Genomic DNA, 16,619 nt, shown 5'->3' with positions numbered 1-16,619 from the left:
ACATGACGCTACAATGACGCGCGCCGGACAGGAAGCTCGACAAAGGAAACAATCTCGGCGCCCTCGCCCTGTCGATCGCCGAGGAAAGCCTCGATCTCGTCAAGCACCGGCTTGGCGCCGATGATGCGCCGGTGGCCGAAACCGTTGGCCCAGAAGACCCGGACCGCGTCCCCAGCCGCCTGATAGCGCCGTGCATGATGCGCTCCAACTTCCTTGTCGTCTTCCGCATGGATCGTCAGCACCTGCGCTCTCAACCGTCCCGCCGGTTTCGCGACATCGAAATCCGCAAGCTGCCGCCCGGTGATCCTGCCGACCTTGCCTTCCAGCACCGCCTGAGCCGCCTTGCCGAGCCCGATCATCCTGCCGAAATCGGTGAAGAGCCACGCCATTTCGCTCGGCGAACCGATCGTGACGATTTTCTCCACCTCGATCGGCCGCATATGCGGCAGGATCCCGGTTGCCGAGACCATCAGTGCCGCGCCGCCGAAGGAATGGCCGATCGCCGCGTCGAAGGCACCAAAGCGCTCCTGCGCAGCCGCGATCGCCTCGACGGCGAGCCCCATATGCAGGAAGCGCCCCCTGGAGAGACCGTGTCCCGGGAAGTCGAGCCCGATCACCTCGGCCCCATCCTTCGCGAGATGCGCAATCAGATCGCTCATGTAGGCCATGCCGGATCCCCAGCCATGGGTTACGAGGTAACGCTTGCGCTTGCCAAGAGCGCCGCCGTTGATCCGGAAGGCCGCCGCACGCTTACCGCCAGCAATCGGCAGTTCGATCCGTTCGGCATTCTTCAGCCAGCCCATACCCGCCGCATGCGCCGCCTTCGCCTTGGCGCCCTGCGGGCGCTGAGGCGGCGTCCGGCAGAAAAGGCGGAATGCCGCCTCGCCTGCAAGGCGGGGTGAAAGTGCCTGCAGCGCGGTAAATCCGAGGCGGGTGACGCCAAGCGCAAACTTTGCCATAGTGGGAATCCGATAATGTTCAACACTGAACAATAAAGTACAACGATGAACAAAAATCAATCCCTACCCTGGGATCATCCGCGTTTTCGCAGCTGGATCGCCGTCGCCCGCGCCTGTCAGCTGATGCAGCAGTCGCTCGGCCGCTCGCTTGCAGAGCTCGACATCAAGACGCCGCATCTCGATATCCTGATCAATCTCTACCGCTTCGAAGGCCTGACGCAGCAGGATCTGGCGCGCAAGCTGCTGGTCGGCCGCTCCAACATGAGCATGCTGCTGCCGCAGATGGAAAAGCGCGGGCTGATCGAACGCCGCGGCGACGAGCGCGACAAGCGCGTGCTGCGGCTCTATCTGACCGCCGAGGGCCGCGTGCTGACCGAAAAGGCCATGGTGATCCAGACCGGCCTCATCGACCGCATGCTGACGGACGAGCCGCTGGAGCAATGCATGGCGATGGCCGATTCGATGGAGCGCATTATCGCGCTCCTGCAGAATGACCTGAAGGACGAGGACTGACCGGCGCTAGTGCAGCGTCGGTGCCGGTGCCGCCGAACCGAGCGACCGGTATTCCCAGGCTGCGACGATGACGAGAACCAGCGCCGCCAGGATACCCAAGACATAGATCTCCACAGCCGGCACCAGGAAGGTCAGCAGGATCAGAAGCACGATGCCTGCGAGATGCGAGAGCGGTGCCTTGCCGCTCGTGGCGCCCTTGAACCAGAGATTGCCCGCCAGAAACAGGCCGGATCCGCCGAGGATGACAGCGGCAATGCCGAGATCGCCGACCTCATGCGGATGCGCGAAGATGAACTCGACGGCAACGGCATCGACGATGATGCCGGCCAGGATCGGGATATGCGCGTAGGTGAAGGCCTGCCGCGCCATACTGCCCGGCTTCGCCTCGTGCTCGATGCGGTGAGCGGCCCGCTCATGGCCGAAGCGGAAATAGAGCCACCACATCGCCACCGTCGACGCGAAGCTGGTGACGAGCACCAGCCCGGTCATCGGCGAGAACGGCATTTCCGAGAAGGTACGGCCGGACACCAGCACCGCCTCCCCGAGGCAGATGATGATGAACAGCGCACAACGCTCGGCCATATGGGCGCCCGAGACGTCCCAGTCGGCGGTCGACGACTTACCGAGCCCCGGCACGAAGAAGCCCGAGGCCGGACCGGCATATTCGATCGCCAGCGCAATCACCCAGGCGATCAGCCGCGCCTCATGCTCCAGCAGGCCGCCGGCGATCCAGAACACACCGGCTACGGCGAGCCAGATACTGATGCGGGTGAAGTTGAGATAGTTCGAATGGCTCGAATGGCGGACGGCATAGGCGGTGAAGACCGACCGGCCTACCTGCATCAGAACGTAAGCGCCGGCAAACAGCAGCCCCTTGTCGCCGAAGGCTTCAGGGATCGAGGACGACAGGACCAGGCCGAGCAGCATCAGTACGATCAGCATGGCGCGAACCGGCATCTTTTCAGGATCGAGCCAGTTGGTCACCCAGGCGGTAAATATCCACACCCACCAGACGGCAAAGGTCATCAGCGCCGCTTCCGCCGCGCCGAGCAGCGAATAGTGAGCGGCGAGCGCATGGGAAAGCTGCGAGATCGAGAAGACGAAGACAAGGTCGAAGAACAGCTCGAGGAAGGTCACCTTGCTGCTGCCCGGGCTGCCTTTTGCCCGCAGCCAGTTTCTCACTGTCGTCCCTGCCATCAATGCCCCCTATGGCTGTTGCTCAATCAGCGCGGCTGCGCCGAGACGTCCCTGCTCATGCCCTTCTCGGCCAGTTCCTTTTCGTAACCGGCAAACAGCTCAACGCCCCGCTCGCCGAGTTCCCGCAGATAGGTCCAGGTGAAGATGCCGGTATCATGCATGTCGTCGAAGCCGATGCGCACGGCATAGTTTCCGGTCGGCGTCATCGAGATGATCGCGACGTTGCGCTTGCGCGGCACGGTGACCTTCTGCCCCGGCCCATGCCCCTGCACTTCGGCCGAAGGCGAGAGCACGCGCAGCATTTCTGCAGACAGATCGAAGCTCTGACCGTCGTTAAAAGTCACGGCAAGCCGCTGCCGGTCTTTGGAAACCCTGAGTTCGGTGGGCCAGATGTCGCTCATTGATGCTCTCCGTTCGCCTTTGTTGAGTAGGCAAAGCCGCATTTTCTGGCAAGCTCAATTTGCCGTGCATCTGTGCCGTTTACCTTGACGGCACAGTCACATATGACCACATTAGCATGACTGCGGAGGTATTCGTGAACAGCAATGTCGGAAGGATAGGAAGCGCTGCACCGCTCGTGGCGGATGCAAGCCCGATGATCGACCCGTTTGGCCGGGCCGTCTCCTATCTGCGCGTCTCCGTGACCGATCGCTGCGATTTCCGCTGCACTTATTGCATGGCCGAAAACATGACCTTTCTGCCGAAGAAGGATCTGTTGACGCTGGAAGAGCTGAACCGGCTCTGTTCCGCCTTCATTGCCAAGGGCGTGCGCAAGATCCGCCTGACAGGCGGGGAGCCGCTGGTGCGCAAGAACATCATGTTCCTGATCCGCGAGCTCGGAAAACAGGTTGGCACCGGTCTTGAGGAGCTGACCCTGACCACCAACGGCTCGCAGCTCGCCCGCCATGCCGAAGAGCTCTATGATTGCGGCGTACGCCGCATCAACGTCTCGCTCGACACGCTCGACCCCGACAAGTTCCGCAAGGTGACGCGCTGGGGTGAGCTTTCAAAGGTCATGGAAGGCATCGATGCCGCGCAGAAGGCGGGGCTGAAGATCAAGCTGAATGCGGTGGCGCTGAAAGGCTTCAACGAGGACGAGATTCCCGGCATGCTGCGCTTCGCCCACGGCCGCGGCATGGACCTGACCGTCATCGAGACGATGCCGATGGGCGAGATCGATGAAGACCGCACCGATCAGTATCTGCCCCTGTCGGAGCTTCGCGCCTCGCTCGAAAAGCAGTTCACGCTTGAGGATATCGGCTACAAGACCGGCGGCCCGGCGCGCTATGTCGAGGTCGCCGAGACTGGCGGTCGCCTCGGCTTCATCACCCCGATGACCCATAATTTCTGCGAGAGCTGCAACCGCGTCCGCCTCACCTGCACCGGCACGCTCTACATGTGCCTCGGCCAGAATGACGCCGCAGACCTGCGCTCCGCGCTGCGCGCCACCGAAGACGACGGCCTCCTCTATGCCGCGATCGACGAAGCCATCACTCGCAAGCCCAAGGGCCACGATTTCATCATCGACCGCACGCACAAGAAACCCGCCGTCGCTCGCCATATGAGCGTCACCGGCGGGTGACTTCTCTTTCCAATTAGATCAACCGTTCAGGCCGCACCGGCCGGATCGCCGATCGGCAATAGCGCCGGATCGGGCGGTGTCGGGTCGTTGGGGTTCTTGTTGTCTGCAGGGTCCTGCGCCGGCGTCAGCGGCGGCTTTTCCTGCACGCGATCGGGAACACCGGGTGCCGGTGTCGGGCCGCGGGGCGTCTCGGCGGGATTGGGAATTTCTGTCGGCATAGGGATCTCCCTTCGGGTTCACCAGCCGCGCACGGCGCGGCTTTCTTCCCATGGTCAACGCCACGCGATCGCGTTTGTTCAAAAGATCCGTCCGGCAACGCCCATCTGTTCGTTCTCGAACAGTTTGAAATGGCTGCCGCCAATTTGTGCGCTGCGCAATCGATTTATGCAGACTGTGGCTTGCAATCGATTTCATTCCCGCCGGTTCCCTTCTACAAGGGCGTCAGAACTATCGGGAATCTCTTCGCATGTCGCGGTCTCGCAATACCCAGGGCGCAATCTACATGAGCATGGCCATGGCCGGTTTTTCGGCCAGCGACGCGCTCTCGAAATCCGTCATCGGCGATATGAACGCTGGCGAGATCATGTTCATCCGCGGCCTGTTCACCAGCATCCTGATCTACCTGATCGCCCGCAAGATGGGCGCGCTCCGCTCCTGGACGATCATCCTGAAGCCGATCATCATCCTGCGCGTCCTCTGCGAGATGCTCGCTGCCGTCACCTATATCACCGCGCTCGGCATGATGCCGATCGCCAATGCCTCGGCGATCCTGCAGTCGCTGCCGCTGGTGGTCACCTTCGGTGCGGCCCTGTTCTTCCGTGAGCCGGTCGGCTGGCGCCGCTGGTCGGCGATCCTTGTCGGCCTGATCGGCGTGATGATCATCATCCGCCCCGGCCCGGAAGGCTTCACGCCGGCCGCCCTGCTCTGCGTCGCCAGCGTGCTGACGACAGCCGGCCGTGACCTCGCGACCCGCTCGATCGATCCGGAAATCCCCTCGCTGATGGTGACTGTCGTCACCGCCATCACTGTCGCCTTCTTCGGCGCCCTGCTGATGCCGGCGCTCGGTGGATGGCATACGCCGTCGCTGACGGCGCTGTCGCACCTGCTGATGGCATCGGTCCTCGTGCTGATCGGCTACCAGTCCGTGATCACCGCCATGCGCACCGGCGAAGTCTCCTTCGTCGCGCCCTTCCGCTATACGAGCCTGATCTTCTCGGGCCTGCTCGGCTTCATCTTCTTCGCCGAGGTCCCCGACGCCTGGACGCTGGCGGGTGCGGCGATCGTCATAGCTTCCGGCCTCTATACCTTCTATCGTGAGGCCAAGCGCCGCGTCGCTCCCCTGGCCCAGGAATCCGAGCCGAGAAGCCCCGTCTGAGATAAGCAATGGCAGATTTTTCACTCGCAAATACCGCAATCCCGGGCGTCATCCTGGCCGGTGGCCGCTCCTCGCGCATGGGGACGGACAAGGCTGCGGCAATGCTCGGCGGCCGGCCGCTTCTCGACCATGCGATCGCACGGCTCTCCCCACAGGTCTCCACCGTCGCCGTCAATGCCGGCAGCGAGCCGCAATGCGGCCTCGTCTTCATCCCCGATATCATTCCCGGCAAGGCCGGGCCGATGGCGGGCATCCATGCTGCGATGGCCTATGCCGCCAGGCTCGACGGCGTCAGCCATGTCGTGACGGTCTCGATCGACAGCCCCTTCTTCCCGGCCGAGCTCGTATCCGACTTCATCGCCGCCGCCGACCATCCGGAAAAGATCGCGATCGCCGCTTCCGAGGGCCGCAGCCACCCGGTCTTCGGCCTTTGGCCCGTGGCGCTCGCTGCAGACCTCGAAGCCTGGATTGCCACTGACGAAAAGCGTCGCGTCCGCGACTTCCTGTTACGGCATGACGTTGCGGAAGTTCAGTTTCCGCTGCACCCGACGCGCGCCGCGCTTCTCGACCCGTTCTTCAACATCAACACTCCCGACGACCTCGTCGAAGCCGAGCGCTGGCTGCGGGCGCTCTCGCCATGAGCACGCCGCGCGTCTTCGGAATTGCCGGCTGGAAGAATTCGGGCAAGACAGGCCTTGCCGTGCGCCTCGTCGAGGAGTTCACCCGCCGCGGCTACCGCATCTCGACGATCAAGCACGCGCACCATGATTTCGACATCGACAAGGTCGGCGCCGACAGCTACCGCCACCGACAGGCCGGCGCCCATGAGGTGACGATCGTCTCCGGCACCCGCTTTGCCATCATGCACGAACTGCGCGGCGAACCCGAACCTGCCTTCGAGGACATCCTCTCCCGCCTCGCTCCCTGCGATCTCGTGCTGATCGAGGGCTACAAGCGCGAGCCGATCCCGAAGATCGAGGCCCGCCGCCTGGAGGCCGCCAAGCGCGAGCCGCTGGCGCCGACCGACCCGCATATCTGCGCCATCGCCGCCGACCATCCGGTGACGGAGAATACCCTGCCCGTCTTCGATCTCGACGACACGATGGCGATCGCCGATTTCATCGCGGCGAGGCTCGGTCTTCCCGCCATCACGGCATAGAAAAAGCCGCCGGTCGCCCGGCGGCTTTCTTGTTCTCAGATTTACCTGCCTCAGTTGTTGGAGGCCACCGGACGCACGAGCGGCGTGACGCGGCGGATGGTAACGCGGCGGTTTTCCTGGTTCGGACCAGCCGTGTTGACCTTCAGGTAGCGCTCGCCATAGCCCTGCGTCGCCATGTTTTCCGGCGGGATGCCGTAGACATCGGAGAGCACGTTGGCGACCGATTCCGCGCGCTGGTCGGAGAGAACCAGATTGCTCTGGTCGGAACCGACGGCATCGGTATGGCCCTCGATCAGGAAGGTCTCGCTCGGGTCCTTCTGCAGCACCTCGTTCAAGGCATCCGCGACCTTGCGCAGGCTGCGCGCCTGGCTCATCGGGATCTCGGCGCTGCCGGTGGCGAAGGTGATCGTATCGAGGTCGATACGGCGCACCTTGTCGCGGATACGGGCCGAATACTTTACCTCGTTCAGCGAGTAGACGCGCTCGACAGGCTCGACCGGCGGCTCGCGCAGGAAGTCGTAATAGTCACGATCCGGATCGCTGCTGGTGTCGATGATGTAGTCGCGAACCGGGATCTGCAGACGCATCGGCGGCAGATCGGCACCCGGATCCTCGAAGTAATCCTGGTCCGGATTGTCGTAGAGCTCCGGCGAGTAGTAGAGCACATACTCGCGGCCGCGGCTGTCGACGCGCGAACGTTGGATGATGTCGCCGTAGCGGTTGCGGATCGTCACGATGCGATAGCCATCCGGACGGTCGATCGTTTCGCGATAACGGTCGCGCGGCAGCTGCTCGTAGATCGGCCGTTCGCCATCGCGGATGAAGCGGCGGTCGTCGTCGCTGCGCACCACGATATTGTTGTTGATCTGCAGCAGAACGCGGTTGTCATCGCCAACACGTCCTTCGACCTGCGCACCGTCAGGACGCTGGAACTGCGGACGGCGGTCGAGCCGGCGGCCTTCCTCGGCCGTGACGGCTTCGATCTTGACCGGCGGGCGTGCTTCGCCACCGGCTGCACGCTGCGCATCGGCATCCGATTTCGGCACGAAGATCTCCTGCTGCGTCTCGGCCGCACGCTGGCGGTCGCGCTGGCGCCGGCCATCGCGGCCACCGGAGCGGTCGGCATCCTTGTCGCTGTCGAGCACGGCCGCGCCGTTTTCGACCGGCAGAACGACGGTTTCCGTGCTCTTGCTCGGATCGGCGGCGATCTGCTTGCGGCGCTCCAGCTCCTGCGGCGTTACCTTCTCAGGTGCCGGGATCGCCTGCTCGACGACAGGCTGCTGGCCATTGGCTGCAGGTTGCTCGGCAGTGTTGGCGCCAGGCTGCAGGCCGGGCTTGAGCTGCTGCTCGCCCTGCTGCTGCTGGCCCTCAGGTGCAGGCTTCTGTGCCTGATCGGGTTCTGCCGGAACCGGCGGCTTTGCGGGTGCCGGAGATTCGGCCGGGACAGGCGCCTGATCGGGAGCCGGCGATTCCGACGGAACCGGCGTCTTGCCTTCGGCGGGCTGCTCACCCTGCTGCTGGGCATTCTTCCGGCCGGGCTTGGCGGCAGGTTCCTGCTGCTGTTCGCCTTCGGTTGCCTGCTGCTGCTTTTTGTCGCCCTTGCGCGGACGCTGCTGCTCGGGCTGGGCCTCTTCGGTCTGGGGCTTGGCCTGCTCCACCTGAGGAGCGGCCTGTTCGCCCTGCGGCTGGGCCTCGTTCTGCGCGGGAGCGGCCTCCTGCTGGGCGGGCTGCTGGTCGCGCTTGCGGCGAGGCTTTTCGGCCGGCTGCTCGGCAGGTTCGGCCTGCGGGGCTGCCTGCTGCTCCTGCTGTTGCGGCTCAGGGGCGGCTTCGCGCTTCTTGCGGCGCGGCTGTTCCTGGTTTTCGGCCGGCTGTGCCTGCTCCACCTGCGGAGCGGCCTGCTCCGGCTCGGGGGCTGCCTCACGCTTCTTGCGGCGCGGCTGCTGTTCTTCGGAAGGCTGAGCCTGCTCGGCCTGGGGCGCTGCCTCTTCTGCCTGCGGCTGCGCCTCGCGCTGCTTGCGGCGCGGCTGTTCCTGCTGCTGCTCGGCCTGCGGCTGCGCTTCCTGCTGCTGTTGCTCTTCGGCCTGCGGCTGCTTGTGGCGCTTCTTCAGGATCTCTTCATCCGACGGTGCATCCTGCGCGACCTCATACGAACCGCTGACCACCTGGGGCGACGATGCCGCGCTCGTTCCTCCGAGTGCCGACGCATGCACCGGCGTAACGGCCAGTGTCAGCGACAGCAGCGGAAAAGCAGCGCTGGCAAACAATCTTGATTTCATGCCCATTGGGTTTCCTCGTTCCTATTGGCTATTGGGGGTGTTCAGTTTTGACACCCCGCATGTTGGGTCGGGACCGAAATTTCCGAGGCCCGGATTTGTTCCATGCATTTTTTAGAAACGCCTGGATTAACCCGCTATGAACGTCCCGGTCCGCCTTCGTTCATCTTGGTCATAGTTTGCGACGCAACAATGGTGCGCGATTCCAGTTGCAATTTGCAAAAAAAAGGTTTGATTATCGCGCCAAGGCGGTGCTGATGCCCGCCGCATTATGGCCGCTGCCGAATAAGAAAAAGACGCAGCGGTCACCAACAGAGAGGATCCTCATGCGTATCTCCAACCTCCTCGCCGCAGCTTCGCTTGCAGCGCTGTCCCTCTTCGCCGGTTCGGCAATGGCCGATGGCGAAAAGTATGTGATCGGCACCGACTCGACCTACCCGCCCTTCGAATTCGTCGATGCCAGCGGCGAAATCAAGGGCTTCGACATCGACATCGCCAAGGCACTCTGCGCCGAGATGAAGGCTGAATGCTCCTTCGTCAGCAACGACTGGGATGGCATCATTCCGGCTCTCCAGGCCAAGAAGTTCGACATGATCGTTTCGTCCATGTCGATCACGCCGGAGCGCTCGAAGCTCGTCGACTTCACCAACAAGTACTACAACACCCCGCCGGCAATCGCCGTGCCGAAGGACTCGACGATCACCGACGTCGCCGGCCTGAAGGGCAAGACGATCGGCGCCCAGACGTCGACCACCCACGCCAACTATGCTGAAAAGCACCTGGCCGACACCGAGCTGAAGCTCTACCCGACTGCCGACGAGTACAAGCTCGACGTTTCGAACGGCCGTATCGACGCCGTTATCGACGACGTCGTCGTTCTCTCGCAGTGGGTAAAGTCGGACGCCGGCGCTTGCTGCAAGATCCTCACGACCCTGCCGGTCGACAAGGAAATCAACGGCGTTGGCGCCGGTATCGCCGTCCGCCAGGGCGACCCGCTGAAGGACAAGCTGAACACCGCGATCGCTGCGATCCGCGCCAACGGCAAGTACAAGGAAATTCAGGACAAGTACTTCGATTTCAACGTTTACGGCGATTGAGAAAAACTGTAACTGACCTGTAAAGATGATGGCGGAAGGCTTGCTCTTCCGCCATTTTTGTCTGACAACATGCTAAAGATCAAAACGGCATAAGCCGTGAGGGGAAAGTTGGATGGGCGGATTATTTTCCGCGCTGGGCTCGCTCTGGGCCTGGATAGGGTATGTTTTCGATCCGCTATGCGGACCTGCCGGTCTTTTCACCTGGTTCGGCCAGTCGACGATCCTCGCCTGCGGCGATACCGGCTGGGGCGATGAAATCGCCGTCGGCCTGAAAACCACCGTCGCCGTGGCGCTGCTGACCTTGCCGGTCGGCCTGGTCATCGGCTTCCTCGTGGCGCTCGGCCAGCAATCCGAAGAAAAGTCGGTGCGGCTCGCCGCCGGCATCTACACCACGATCTTCCGCGGCCTGCCCGAGCTTCTGACGCTGTTCATCATCTATTACGGCATGCAGATCCTCATCCAGTCGGCGCTCGCCTCCTTCGGCTATGACGAGCGGATCGAGATCAACGCCTTCGTGGCCGGCATGATCGCCCTTGCCGTCGTCTTCTCCGCCTATTGTTCGGAAGTGCTGCTCTCGGCATTCCGCGCCATTCCGAAGGGCCAGTACGAGGCCGGAGACGCGCTCGGTTTCCACCGCGGCCGCACGCTCCGCCTCATCATCCTGCCGCAGCTGGTGCGCATCGCCCTGCCCGGCCTCACCAATCTCTGGATGATCCTCCTGAAGGATACGTCCTACGTCTCGATCATCGGCCTAGCCGACATCCTGCGCCAGACCGCCGTCGCCGTGCGCGTCACCAAGCAGGCCTTCTTCTTCTATCTGCTCGCCTGCATCATCTATCTGGTGCTCGCTGTCATTTCTTCCTACGGCCTCAGCTATATCGAACGCTGGGCCAAGCGCTCGGAGGTCCGCCGTTGAGCGTTGCAGAAACCCTTATCCCGCCGCAGCCGGCGCCCAAGCATATCGCCAAGCCTCTCTCGGCGGCGCGCGTCACCGGCTCGGTTCTCGTGCTGATCTGGCTCGCTCTTGCCGCAACGCTGATCTACATGGTCGTCGCCGGCTGGGATCCCGAAAAGTTCACCCGTTACGGACCGCGCTATCTGCACGGCCTGATGACGACGATCATCCTGGTGACGATCTCGGTCATCTGCGGCGCCGTCCTGTCCCTGCCGCTGGCATTCGCCAGAATGTCGACGAACAGGTTCCTCAGTGGCTTCGCCTATTGCTACGTCTACGTCTTCCGCGGCACGCCGCTTCTGGCGCAGCTCTTCCTCGTCTATTACGGCCTCGGCGGCTTCCGCCCGCAGCTGGAATCCGTCGGTCTCTGGTGGTTCTTCCGCGACGCCTGGTATTGCGGCCTGTTCTCGATGACCATCAACACCGCCGCCTATCAGGCCGAAATCCTGCGCGGCGCCATCGAGAGCGTGCCGAAGGGCCAGCATGAGGCCGCAGACTCGCTCGGCGTTTCCAAGACCGTGGCCTTCCGCAAGATCATCCTGCCGCAGGCGCTGATCGTGGCGCTGCGTCCCTACGGCAACGAGATCATCCTGCTGATCAAGGGCTCGGCCGTCGTCGCCATCATCACCGTCTTCGACCTGATGGGCGAAACCCGCTACGCCTTCTCTCGCACTTTCGATTACCAGACCTATCTCTGGGCTGCGATCTTCTACCTGACGATGGTCGAAGCGCTCCGCCATTTCTGGAACTGGATCGAGCGCCGTCTGACGCGCCACCTGCAGCGCTGACAGGTTTGGCAGCACTCCCTGCGGGATGCTGCCAAACTATTGAAATCAAACAAAAATGAATGGTTCTTTTGCCCGCTGCATGTCAAGCTTCGGTTAACCGCGCCGTGTTTCCATTTTATCTGCCGCTAATAAGCGGTAGTGGGAACGAAAGCGAGATGCACATGAACAAGGACATGGAAAAGCAGCTGCAGGGCTATGGACTGACGACGGCGCAGATCCTCTATCGCATGCCGGATCATCCCGCGATCCTGCAGACCTACATCTGGCAGGAATACGACCTCGCTCCCGATTTCCCCGAAATGCGCGGCTTCCTGAAATTCTGGCAGGAAAAGCTCGACGGCCCGCTGCACTCCGTCCGCTACATCCACCGCAAGCTGATCTCGGCAACGGAATGGCGCGCGCTGCGCGGCGAATTCGTCATCCACTGAAAGGCCGGCAGGCAACGCCCGCCATTGCCAAAGCGGCCTCACCGCCTTAGAGGCTTGCGTGACAACGAAAAGGTGGACCGGCATGGCAAAGAAGATCGACGAAGAGGCATTGGCCGAGGCCTATAACCGCGCGCTTGCCCTGGAAAAGGCTGGCGACGTCGATGCGGCCGTGAAGGCCTATGAGGAAGTGCTGGCGATCGACCCCGAGGATCATGGCGGTGCCGCCGTCCGCATCGCCTCGATGGGCCGCGGCGAGACGCCGGTGCGCGCCCCCGACGCCTATGTCGAAACCCTCTTCGACCAGCATGCAGAGGTCTTCGAGGACGTGCTCGTCGAGCAGCTCGGCTATCACGTACCGATGATGGTGCGCCAGCGCCTGCAGGAGCTGAAGCTCGGCCCGTTCAAGCGCATGCTCGACCTCGGCTGCGGCACAGGCCTCACCGGCGGCACGCTGCGGGATCTCTGCGAGGACATGACCGGCATCGACATCTCCGAAAACATGGTCGAGATCGCCCATGAGAAGGACGTTTACGAGACGCTGTTCGTCGCCGAAGTCGAGGACTTCCTCGACGACAACGACGAGGATGCCTTCGACCTGATCACCGCCACCGACGTCCTGCCCTATCTCGGCGCCCTCGAGCCGCTGTTCTTCGGCGCCGCCGAAAACCTGACGCCCGGCGGCCTGTTCATCTTCTCCTCCGAAACCCTGCCGCAGGCCGACGCCCGCCCCTACGCCGTCGGCCCCCACCAGCGCTTCCTCCACGCCGAAAGCTACATCCGCGAACGCCTGACCGCGACGGGCTTCGAGCTCGTGGAAATGACCGGCATCAACGTGCGCATGCAGGAAGGCGAACCGAGCCCCGGGCATCTGGTGATCGCGAAGCTGGCGGGTTGATTGAGTCTCTCGAAAACAACCTATGAGTTTATGTCGTTAGTAGACAATATCGACTGATGACAGGAAGCTCCCGGTGGGAAACCGGGGGCTTTTTCAATGGGCGATCTGTCACTGGCCTGGAGCGAAGCGCATCTCCTAGGGCTGATCAAAACCATCTTTGCGGACATCCGGTTGTCGGCATTGGCGCTCGCCTTATTCGTTCCGATCCTTTTGCTTTACAGCAGGAACGAAATCCGCGTCACGCGGCTGAGAACGATCTCCGATTTCATAGCCACTTACCCCGCTACCAAGCTGCATCATGACGATGGCCCGGCAGGCGGAAATCCCTCGCTCGAATTCGTGGCATCGAAATACATAACCGATCTCATCACGCCGAAAGCATCCTCCAGCACCCGAAAATGGGACGCCGAGAGGATGGTGGAGGAGATCGAGAATGCAATCCGCTCCTCCAGAACGATCGGCAATCTTGGGGACCTCCGGCTGTTTCTGTCGTCGCTGGGTTTCGTTGTTGTCTGCTATTTCGGCTTCGCCGAACTTTACGACACTCTCGCTGATGGTCTTCCCACATGGTGCGGGCCGACGAGGGCCGCCGGTATCGGATGCAGTGCCGACGTACGATCGCTTCAGATCATTGGTTCGCTCGCGTTTTCCGGCGCCTTCGTTGCTGCCGCCCGGCAGTTCGTCCGGAGCCTCGCCGTCTTCGATCTGTCGGCCTATACCTTCATCTGGCAGACGGTGGAGATCTTCGCCTCGGTCATCTTCGTCCTCATTCTCTTCAGGACATTTCCTGATCCCGTCGGGGATTTGCAGCATATTCTGACCGGCCCGAGCACGCAGCCGGCAGGGAGCGGCATTCCTCTGACCTGGGTCGCTCTCGCACCCCTTCTCGGCTTGCTGCCTCAGAGCGCAACAAAGTTCCTGGCCTTGCACCTGCAGTCGTTCATCTCCTGGGTAAAGATGGATGACGACCGCTTCACCAGCGTCACCCGGCTGACGCCCCTCGATGTCATCGACGGCATCGACTACTTCACGCGCTTTCGCCTGGAGGAATGCGGTATCTATGACGTGCAGAACCTCGCGACCTACAATCCGATCCTGTTGCATATCGAATCCCCGTTCAAAATCTTCCAGGCTGTCGATTGGATCAGTCAGGCGCAACTCTGCCATACCGTCGGCCTCGACCGCTTCCTGCTGCTGCGGCAGATGAATGTCCGGACCATCTTCGATCTGGGACGGGCCTTGAGCTACAAGCGAAAGGACGGCGGCGAAAACGACCCTGACGAGTTCGACAGGATATTCGCCGGTCTCCTGTTCGCCCCGAATGATGAGATGCGCACCATCGCGAAGATCAGCGGACTGAAGCCCTTCATGTTGAAGTCTGCCGTGCAGCATAGAGACGCTGCGGATCACGCAGCCGCCGCAACAGCAGAGCCTAAGGCCGAACCCGGCGCGCCGCCGCCAGCGGAACCGGTATTGCCTCCGGAGCAAGGCCCGCCACCACCTCCACCGCAGGACACGGCAACAAAGGAAAAATCTCCGGCTGGCTATATCATCGAACCGACCACGATCGAGAACTATTGCCGCTGGGCCTGCGAGGTCATTGCGACGAAACCGGAGACTACCACCAAATGCGTTGAACACATGATGAGCTGGATTGCCGACGATTTGCATGTGCGGCGGCTTCGGCGCATCTGGCAGGAAATGTCCAGGGATTTGGGCCCTGCCTCGAAAACTCTCGATTCGACAGAACACCCGCAGCCCAAGCATCGAGATGACGAGCCAACCCAATAGTTACCCATTCAGCAAACTATCCCTTGCCAAAACTGCCACACCCTGATACTTAGCCTTTCAGCAAAGTTTCCAACAGCTGAAAGGCCATGCCCATGCCGCTCGTGCTCTACGGACATCCGCTCGCCTCCTTCTGCCACAAGGTTCTGATCGCGCTTTATGAGAACGGCACGCCGTTCGAGGACCGGCTGGTCGATCTCTCGGATGAGGGTTCGCGGGCCGAGCTGTTCCGCTATTGGCCAGTCGGCAAGATGCCGATCCTGCGGGATGAGGCGCGTGACAGCACCATTCCGGAAACCAGCATCATCATCGAATATCTGGACCGGCATTATCCGGGCGAAGCGCATCTGCTGCCGCTGGATCCGGACCGTGCCCTTCAGGTGCGCCTCTGGGACCGCTTCTTCGATCTCTATATCCAGACGCCGATGCAGAGGATCGTTGCCGACAAGATGCGCGCCGCCGATGCCAAGGATCCGCAGGGTGAGAGCGAGGCGCGCGCCACGCTTGCCATGGCCTATGACATGATCGAGCGGCAGCTGGCAAACAGCCTCTGGATCACCGGCGACAGCTTCACCATGGCCGATTGCGCCGCAGCCCCCGCCTTGTTCTACAGCGAAACGCTCGTTCCTTTCGGCGCGGAGCGGCCGAAGCTGTCGGCCTATTACGAGCGGCTCGTGCACCGCCCCTCCTTCGCCCGCGTGCTGAAGGAAGCACTGCCCTATTTCAAGTTCTATCCCTACAAGCACCAGCTGCCTGAGGCGATCCGCAAGGCGATGCCTGCCGAATGACGATCGATGCCATCTCTCTCGACCGGATGTTCCACGCGCTGTCGGATAGCAGCCGCCGTGGCATGATCGACCGTCTCGGCCTCGGTCCCGCCTCGGTGATGGAGCTTGCCGCCCCCTTCCCGATGGCGCTGCCGACGGTGATGAAACATCTGAACGTGCTTGAGACGAGCGGCCTCGTGCAATCCGCCAAGACCGGCCGTGTGCGCACCTACCAGCTGCGCCAGGAGCGCCTCGCCGAGCTCGAGCGATGGATCGGCGAGCGCAAGGCCGGCTGGAACTCCGCCTTCGACCGCCTAGACCTGCTTCTTGCCGAAGAGGAACCCAAGCCTTGACCGTGACACCAGCAAGCCCCGGCTCCGCCGTCCACACGACCTTCACCATCGAGCGGCAGCTGAAGGCCGACCCGAAGCGCGCCTTCCGCGCCTGGGCCGATCCGGCCTCGAAACAGAAATGGTTTGCCTGCCACGGCGACTGGACGACGCTGGAATACCGCCTGGATTTCCGCCCCGGCGGCAGCGAGCGCAATTACACGGCCGATGGCGACGGCCTCCTGCATGCCTATGACGCCCACTATCTCGATGTCGTCGAGGACATCAGGATCGTCTACGCCTATGAGATGCGGCTTGGCGAAACCAGGATTTCCGTGTCGCTCGCCACCGTCACCTTCGAGCCATCAGCGGCAGGCACCCGCATGCTCTTCACCGAGCAGGTCGTCTTCCTCGACGGCTATCCTGACGACGGAATGCGCCGCCAGGGCACCGAGCTCGGCCTCGACAGTTTCGAGGCGTTCCTTGAGCGCGAGGCCGGCGGCGTCCACTGATA

At 62.4% G+C, this 16,619-nt stretch carries 19 protein-coding genes; 14 read left to right on the top strand and 5 right to left on the bottom strand.

All coding sequences use genetic code 11. The features are described from left to right. Window positions 1–8 precede the first annotated feature (8 nt). Window positions 9–959, bottom strand: coding sequence for an alpha/beta hydrolase (locus tag ACODR6_RS29140; RefSeq protein ID WP_489025914.1), 951 nt, complete (start codon window positions 957–959; stop codon window positions 9–11). A 45-nt stretch (window positions 960–1,004) separates the two neighbouring features. On the opposite strand from ACODR6_RS29140, the gene ACODR6_RS29135 reads away from it, so the two are divergent. Further along, window positions 1,005–1,472, top strand: coding sequence for a MarR family winged helix-turn-helix transcriptional regulator (locus ACODR6_RS29135; RefSeq protein WP_130278170.1), 468 nt, complete (start codon window positions 1,005–1,007; stop codon window positions 1,470–1,472). 6 nt (window positions 1,473–1,478) lie between these two features. Here the strand turns inward: ACODR6_RS29135 and ACODR6_RS29130 are convergent, their stop codons facing one another. Next, window positions 1,479–2,669: a low temperature requirement protein A gene (locus ACODR6_RS29130; protein ID WP_489025911.1), complete on the bottom strand. Its 1,191-nt coding sequence runs from the start codon at window positions 2,667–2,669 to the stop codon at window positions 1,479–1,481. Between the two features lie 26 nt (window positions 2,670–2,695). Beyond that, window positions 2,696–3,070, bottom strand: coding sequence for a gamma-butyrobetaine hydroxylase family protein (locus ACODR6_RS29125; protein ID WP_489025909.1), 375 nt, complete (start codon window positions 3,068–3,070; stop codon window positions 2,696–2,698). Window positions 3,071–3,186: 116 nt separating this feature from the next. On the opposite strand from ACODR6_RS29125, the gene moaA reads away from it, so the two are divergent. After that, on the top strand, window positions 3,187–4,251 hold the full coding sequence (gene moaA / locus ACODR6_RS29120) for a GTP 3',8-cyclase MoaA (RefSeq protein ID WP_489025907.1): 1,065 nt from the start codon (window positions 3,187–3,189) through the stop codon (window positions 4,249–4,251). 26 nt (window positions 4,252–4,277) lie between these two features. On the opposite strand, the gene ACODR6_RS29115 is transcribed toward moaA, so the two are convergent. Beyond that, window positions 4,278–4,469, bottom strand: coding sequence for a hypothetical protein (locus ACODR6_RS29115; RefSeq protein ID WP_130278166.1), 192 nt, complete (start codon window positions 4,467–4,469; stop codon window positions 4,278–4,280). Window positions 4,470–4,717: 248 nt separating this feature from the next. Between ACODR6_RS29115 and ACODR6_RS29110 the strand changes: the two genes are divergently transcribed. Genes ACODR6_RS29110 through mobB form a run of 3 tightly spaced genes read left to right on the top strand, consistent with a single transcriptional unit; the run spans window position 4,718 to window position 6,785 of the window. Next, window positions 4,718–5,626, top strand: coding sequence for a DMT family transporter (locus ACODR6_RS29110; RefSeq protein WP_489025905.1), 909 nt, complete (start codon window positions 4,718–4,720; stop codon window positions 5,624–5,626). An 8-nt stretch (window positions 5,627–5,634) separates the two neighbouring features. Continuing rightward, window positions 5,635–6,267, top strand: a complete 633-nt coding sequence (mobA, locus tag ACODR6_RS29105; RefSeq protein ID WP_203428723.1) for a molybdenum cofactor guanylyltransferase MobA — start codon at window positions 5,635–5,637, stop codon at window positions 6,265–6,267. Then, on the top strand, window positions 6,264–6,785 hold the full coding sequence (gene mobB, locus ACODR6_RS29100; RefSeq protein WP_489025903.1) for a molybdopterin-guanine dinucleotide biosynthesis protein B: 522 nt from the start codon (window positions 6,264–6,266) through the stop codon (window positions 6,783–6,785). Before mobA ends, mobB begins: the two co-directional genes overlap by 4 nt. A gap of 50 nt (window positions 6,786–6,835) precedes the next feature. On the opposite strand, the gene ACODR6_RS29095 is transcribed toward mobB, so the two are convergent. Beyond that, a complete protein-coding gene (locus tag ACODR6_RS29095) occupies window positions 6,836–9,067 on the bottom strand; it encodes an OmpA family protein (protein ID WP_489025901.1) in 2,232 nt (743 codons plus the stop codon). A 317-nt stretch (window positions 9,068–9,384) separates the two neighbouring features. On the opposite strand from ACODR6_RS29095, the gene ACODR6_RS29090 reads away from it, so the two are divergent. The 9 genes from ACODR6_RS29090 (at window position 9,385) to ACODR6_RS29050 (ending at window position 16,617) form a co-directional block, all read left to right on the top strand. Beyond that, window positions 9,385–10,155 carry an ABC transporter substrate-binding protein gene (locus tag ACODR6_RS29090; RefSeq protein WP_130278161.1) on the top strand — a complete coding sequence of 257 codons (771 nt, stop codon included), beginning with the start codon at window positions 9,385–9,387 and terminating at the stop codon, window positions 10,153–10,155. A gap of 112 nt (window positions 10,156–10,267) precedes the next feature. After that, window positions 10,268–11,071, top strand: coding sequence for an ABC transporter permease (locus ACODR6_RS29085; protein WP_199629497.1), 804 nt, complete (start codon window positions 10,268–10,270; stop codon window positions 11,069–11,071). Then, complete coding sequence (locus ACODR6_RS29080) at window positions 11,068–11,898, top strand: ABC transporter permease (RefSeq protein ID WP_130278160.1); 831 nt, start codon at window positions 11,068–11,070, stop codon at window positions 11,896–11,898. Before ACODR6_RS29085 ends, ACODR6_RS29080 begins: the two co-directional genes overlap by 4 nt. A gap of 161 nt (window positions 11,899–12,059) precedes the next feature. Then, window positions 12,060–12,326, top strand: coding sequence for an usg protein (locus ACODR6_RS29075; protein WP_112716649.1), 267 nt, complete (start codon window positions 12,060–12,062; stop codon window positions 12,324–12,326). An 82-nt stretch (window positions 12,327–12,408) separates the two neighbouring features. Further along, a complete protein-coding gene (locus tag ACODR6_RS29070; protein WP_489025897.1) occupies window positions 12,409–13,221 on the top strand; it encodes a class I SAM-dependent methyltransferase in 813 nt (270 codons plus the stop codon). A 417-nt stretch (window positions 13,222–13,638) separates the two neighbouring features. After that, window positions 13,639–15,012: a hypothetical protein gene (locus tag ACODR6_RS29065; protein ID WP_489025895.1), complete on the top strand. Its 1,374-nt coding sequence runs from the start codon at window positions 13,639–13,641 to the stop codon at window positions 15,010–15,012. A gap of 92 nt (window positions 15,013–15,104) precedes the next feature. Next, window positions 15,105–15,797 (top strand): glutathione S-transferase family protein, encoded by a 693-nt coding sequence (locus tag ACODR6_RS29060; protein ID WP_130278157.1) that lies wholly within the window; start codon window positions 15,105–15,107, stop codon window positions 15,795–15,797. Next, window positions 15,794–16,129 carry an ArsR/SmtB family transcription factor gene (locus tag ACODR6_RS29055; protein ID WP_489025893.1) on the top strand — a complete coding sequence of 112 codons (336 nt, stop codon included), beginning with the start codon at window positions 15,794–15,796 and terminating at the stop codon, window positions 16,127–16,129. Before ACODR6_RS29060 ends, ACODR6_RS29055 begins: the two co-directional genes overlap by 4 nt. After that, complete coding sequence (locus tag ACODR6_RS29050) at window positions 16,126–16,617, top strand: SRPBCC family protein (RefSeq protein ID WP_489025891.1); 492 nt, start codon at window positions 16,126–16,128, stop codon at window positions 16,615–16,617. Before ACODR6_RS29055 ends, ACODR6_RS29050 begins: the two co-directional genes overlap by 4 nt. The last annotated feature ends 2 nt before the right edge of the window (window positions 16,618–16,619 follow it).

The organism is Rhizobium sp. FG96, from assembly GCF_057808655.1.
The sequence above is the reverse complement of the archived record's forward strand: the minus strand, read 5'-3'. Positions and strand labels throughout refer to the sequence as shown.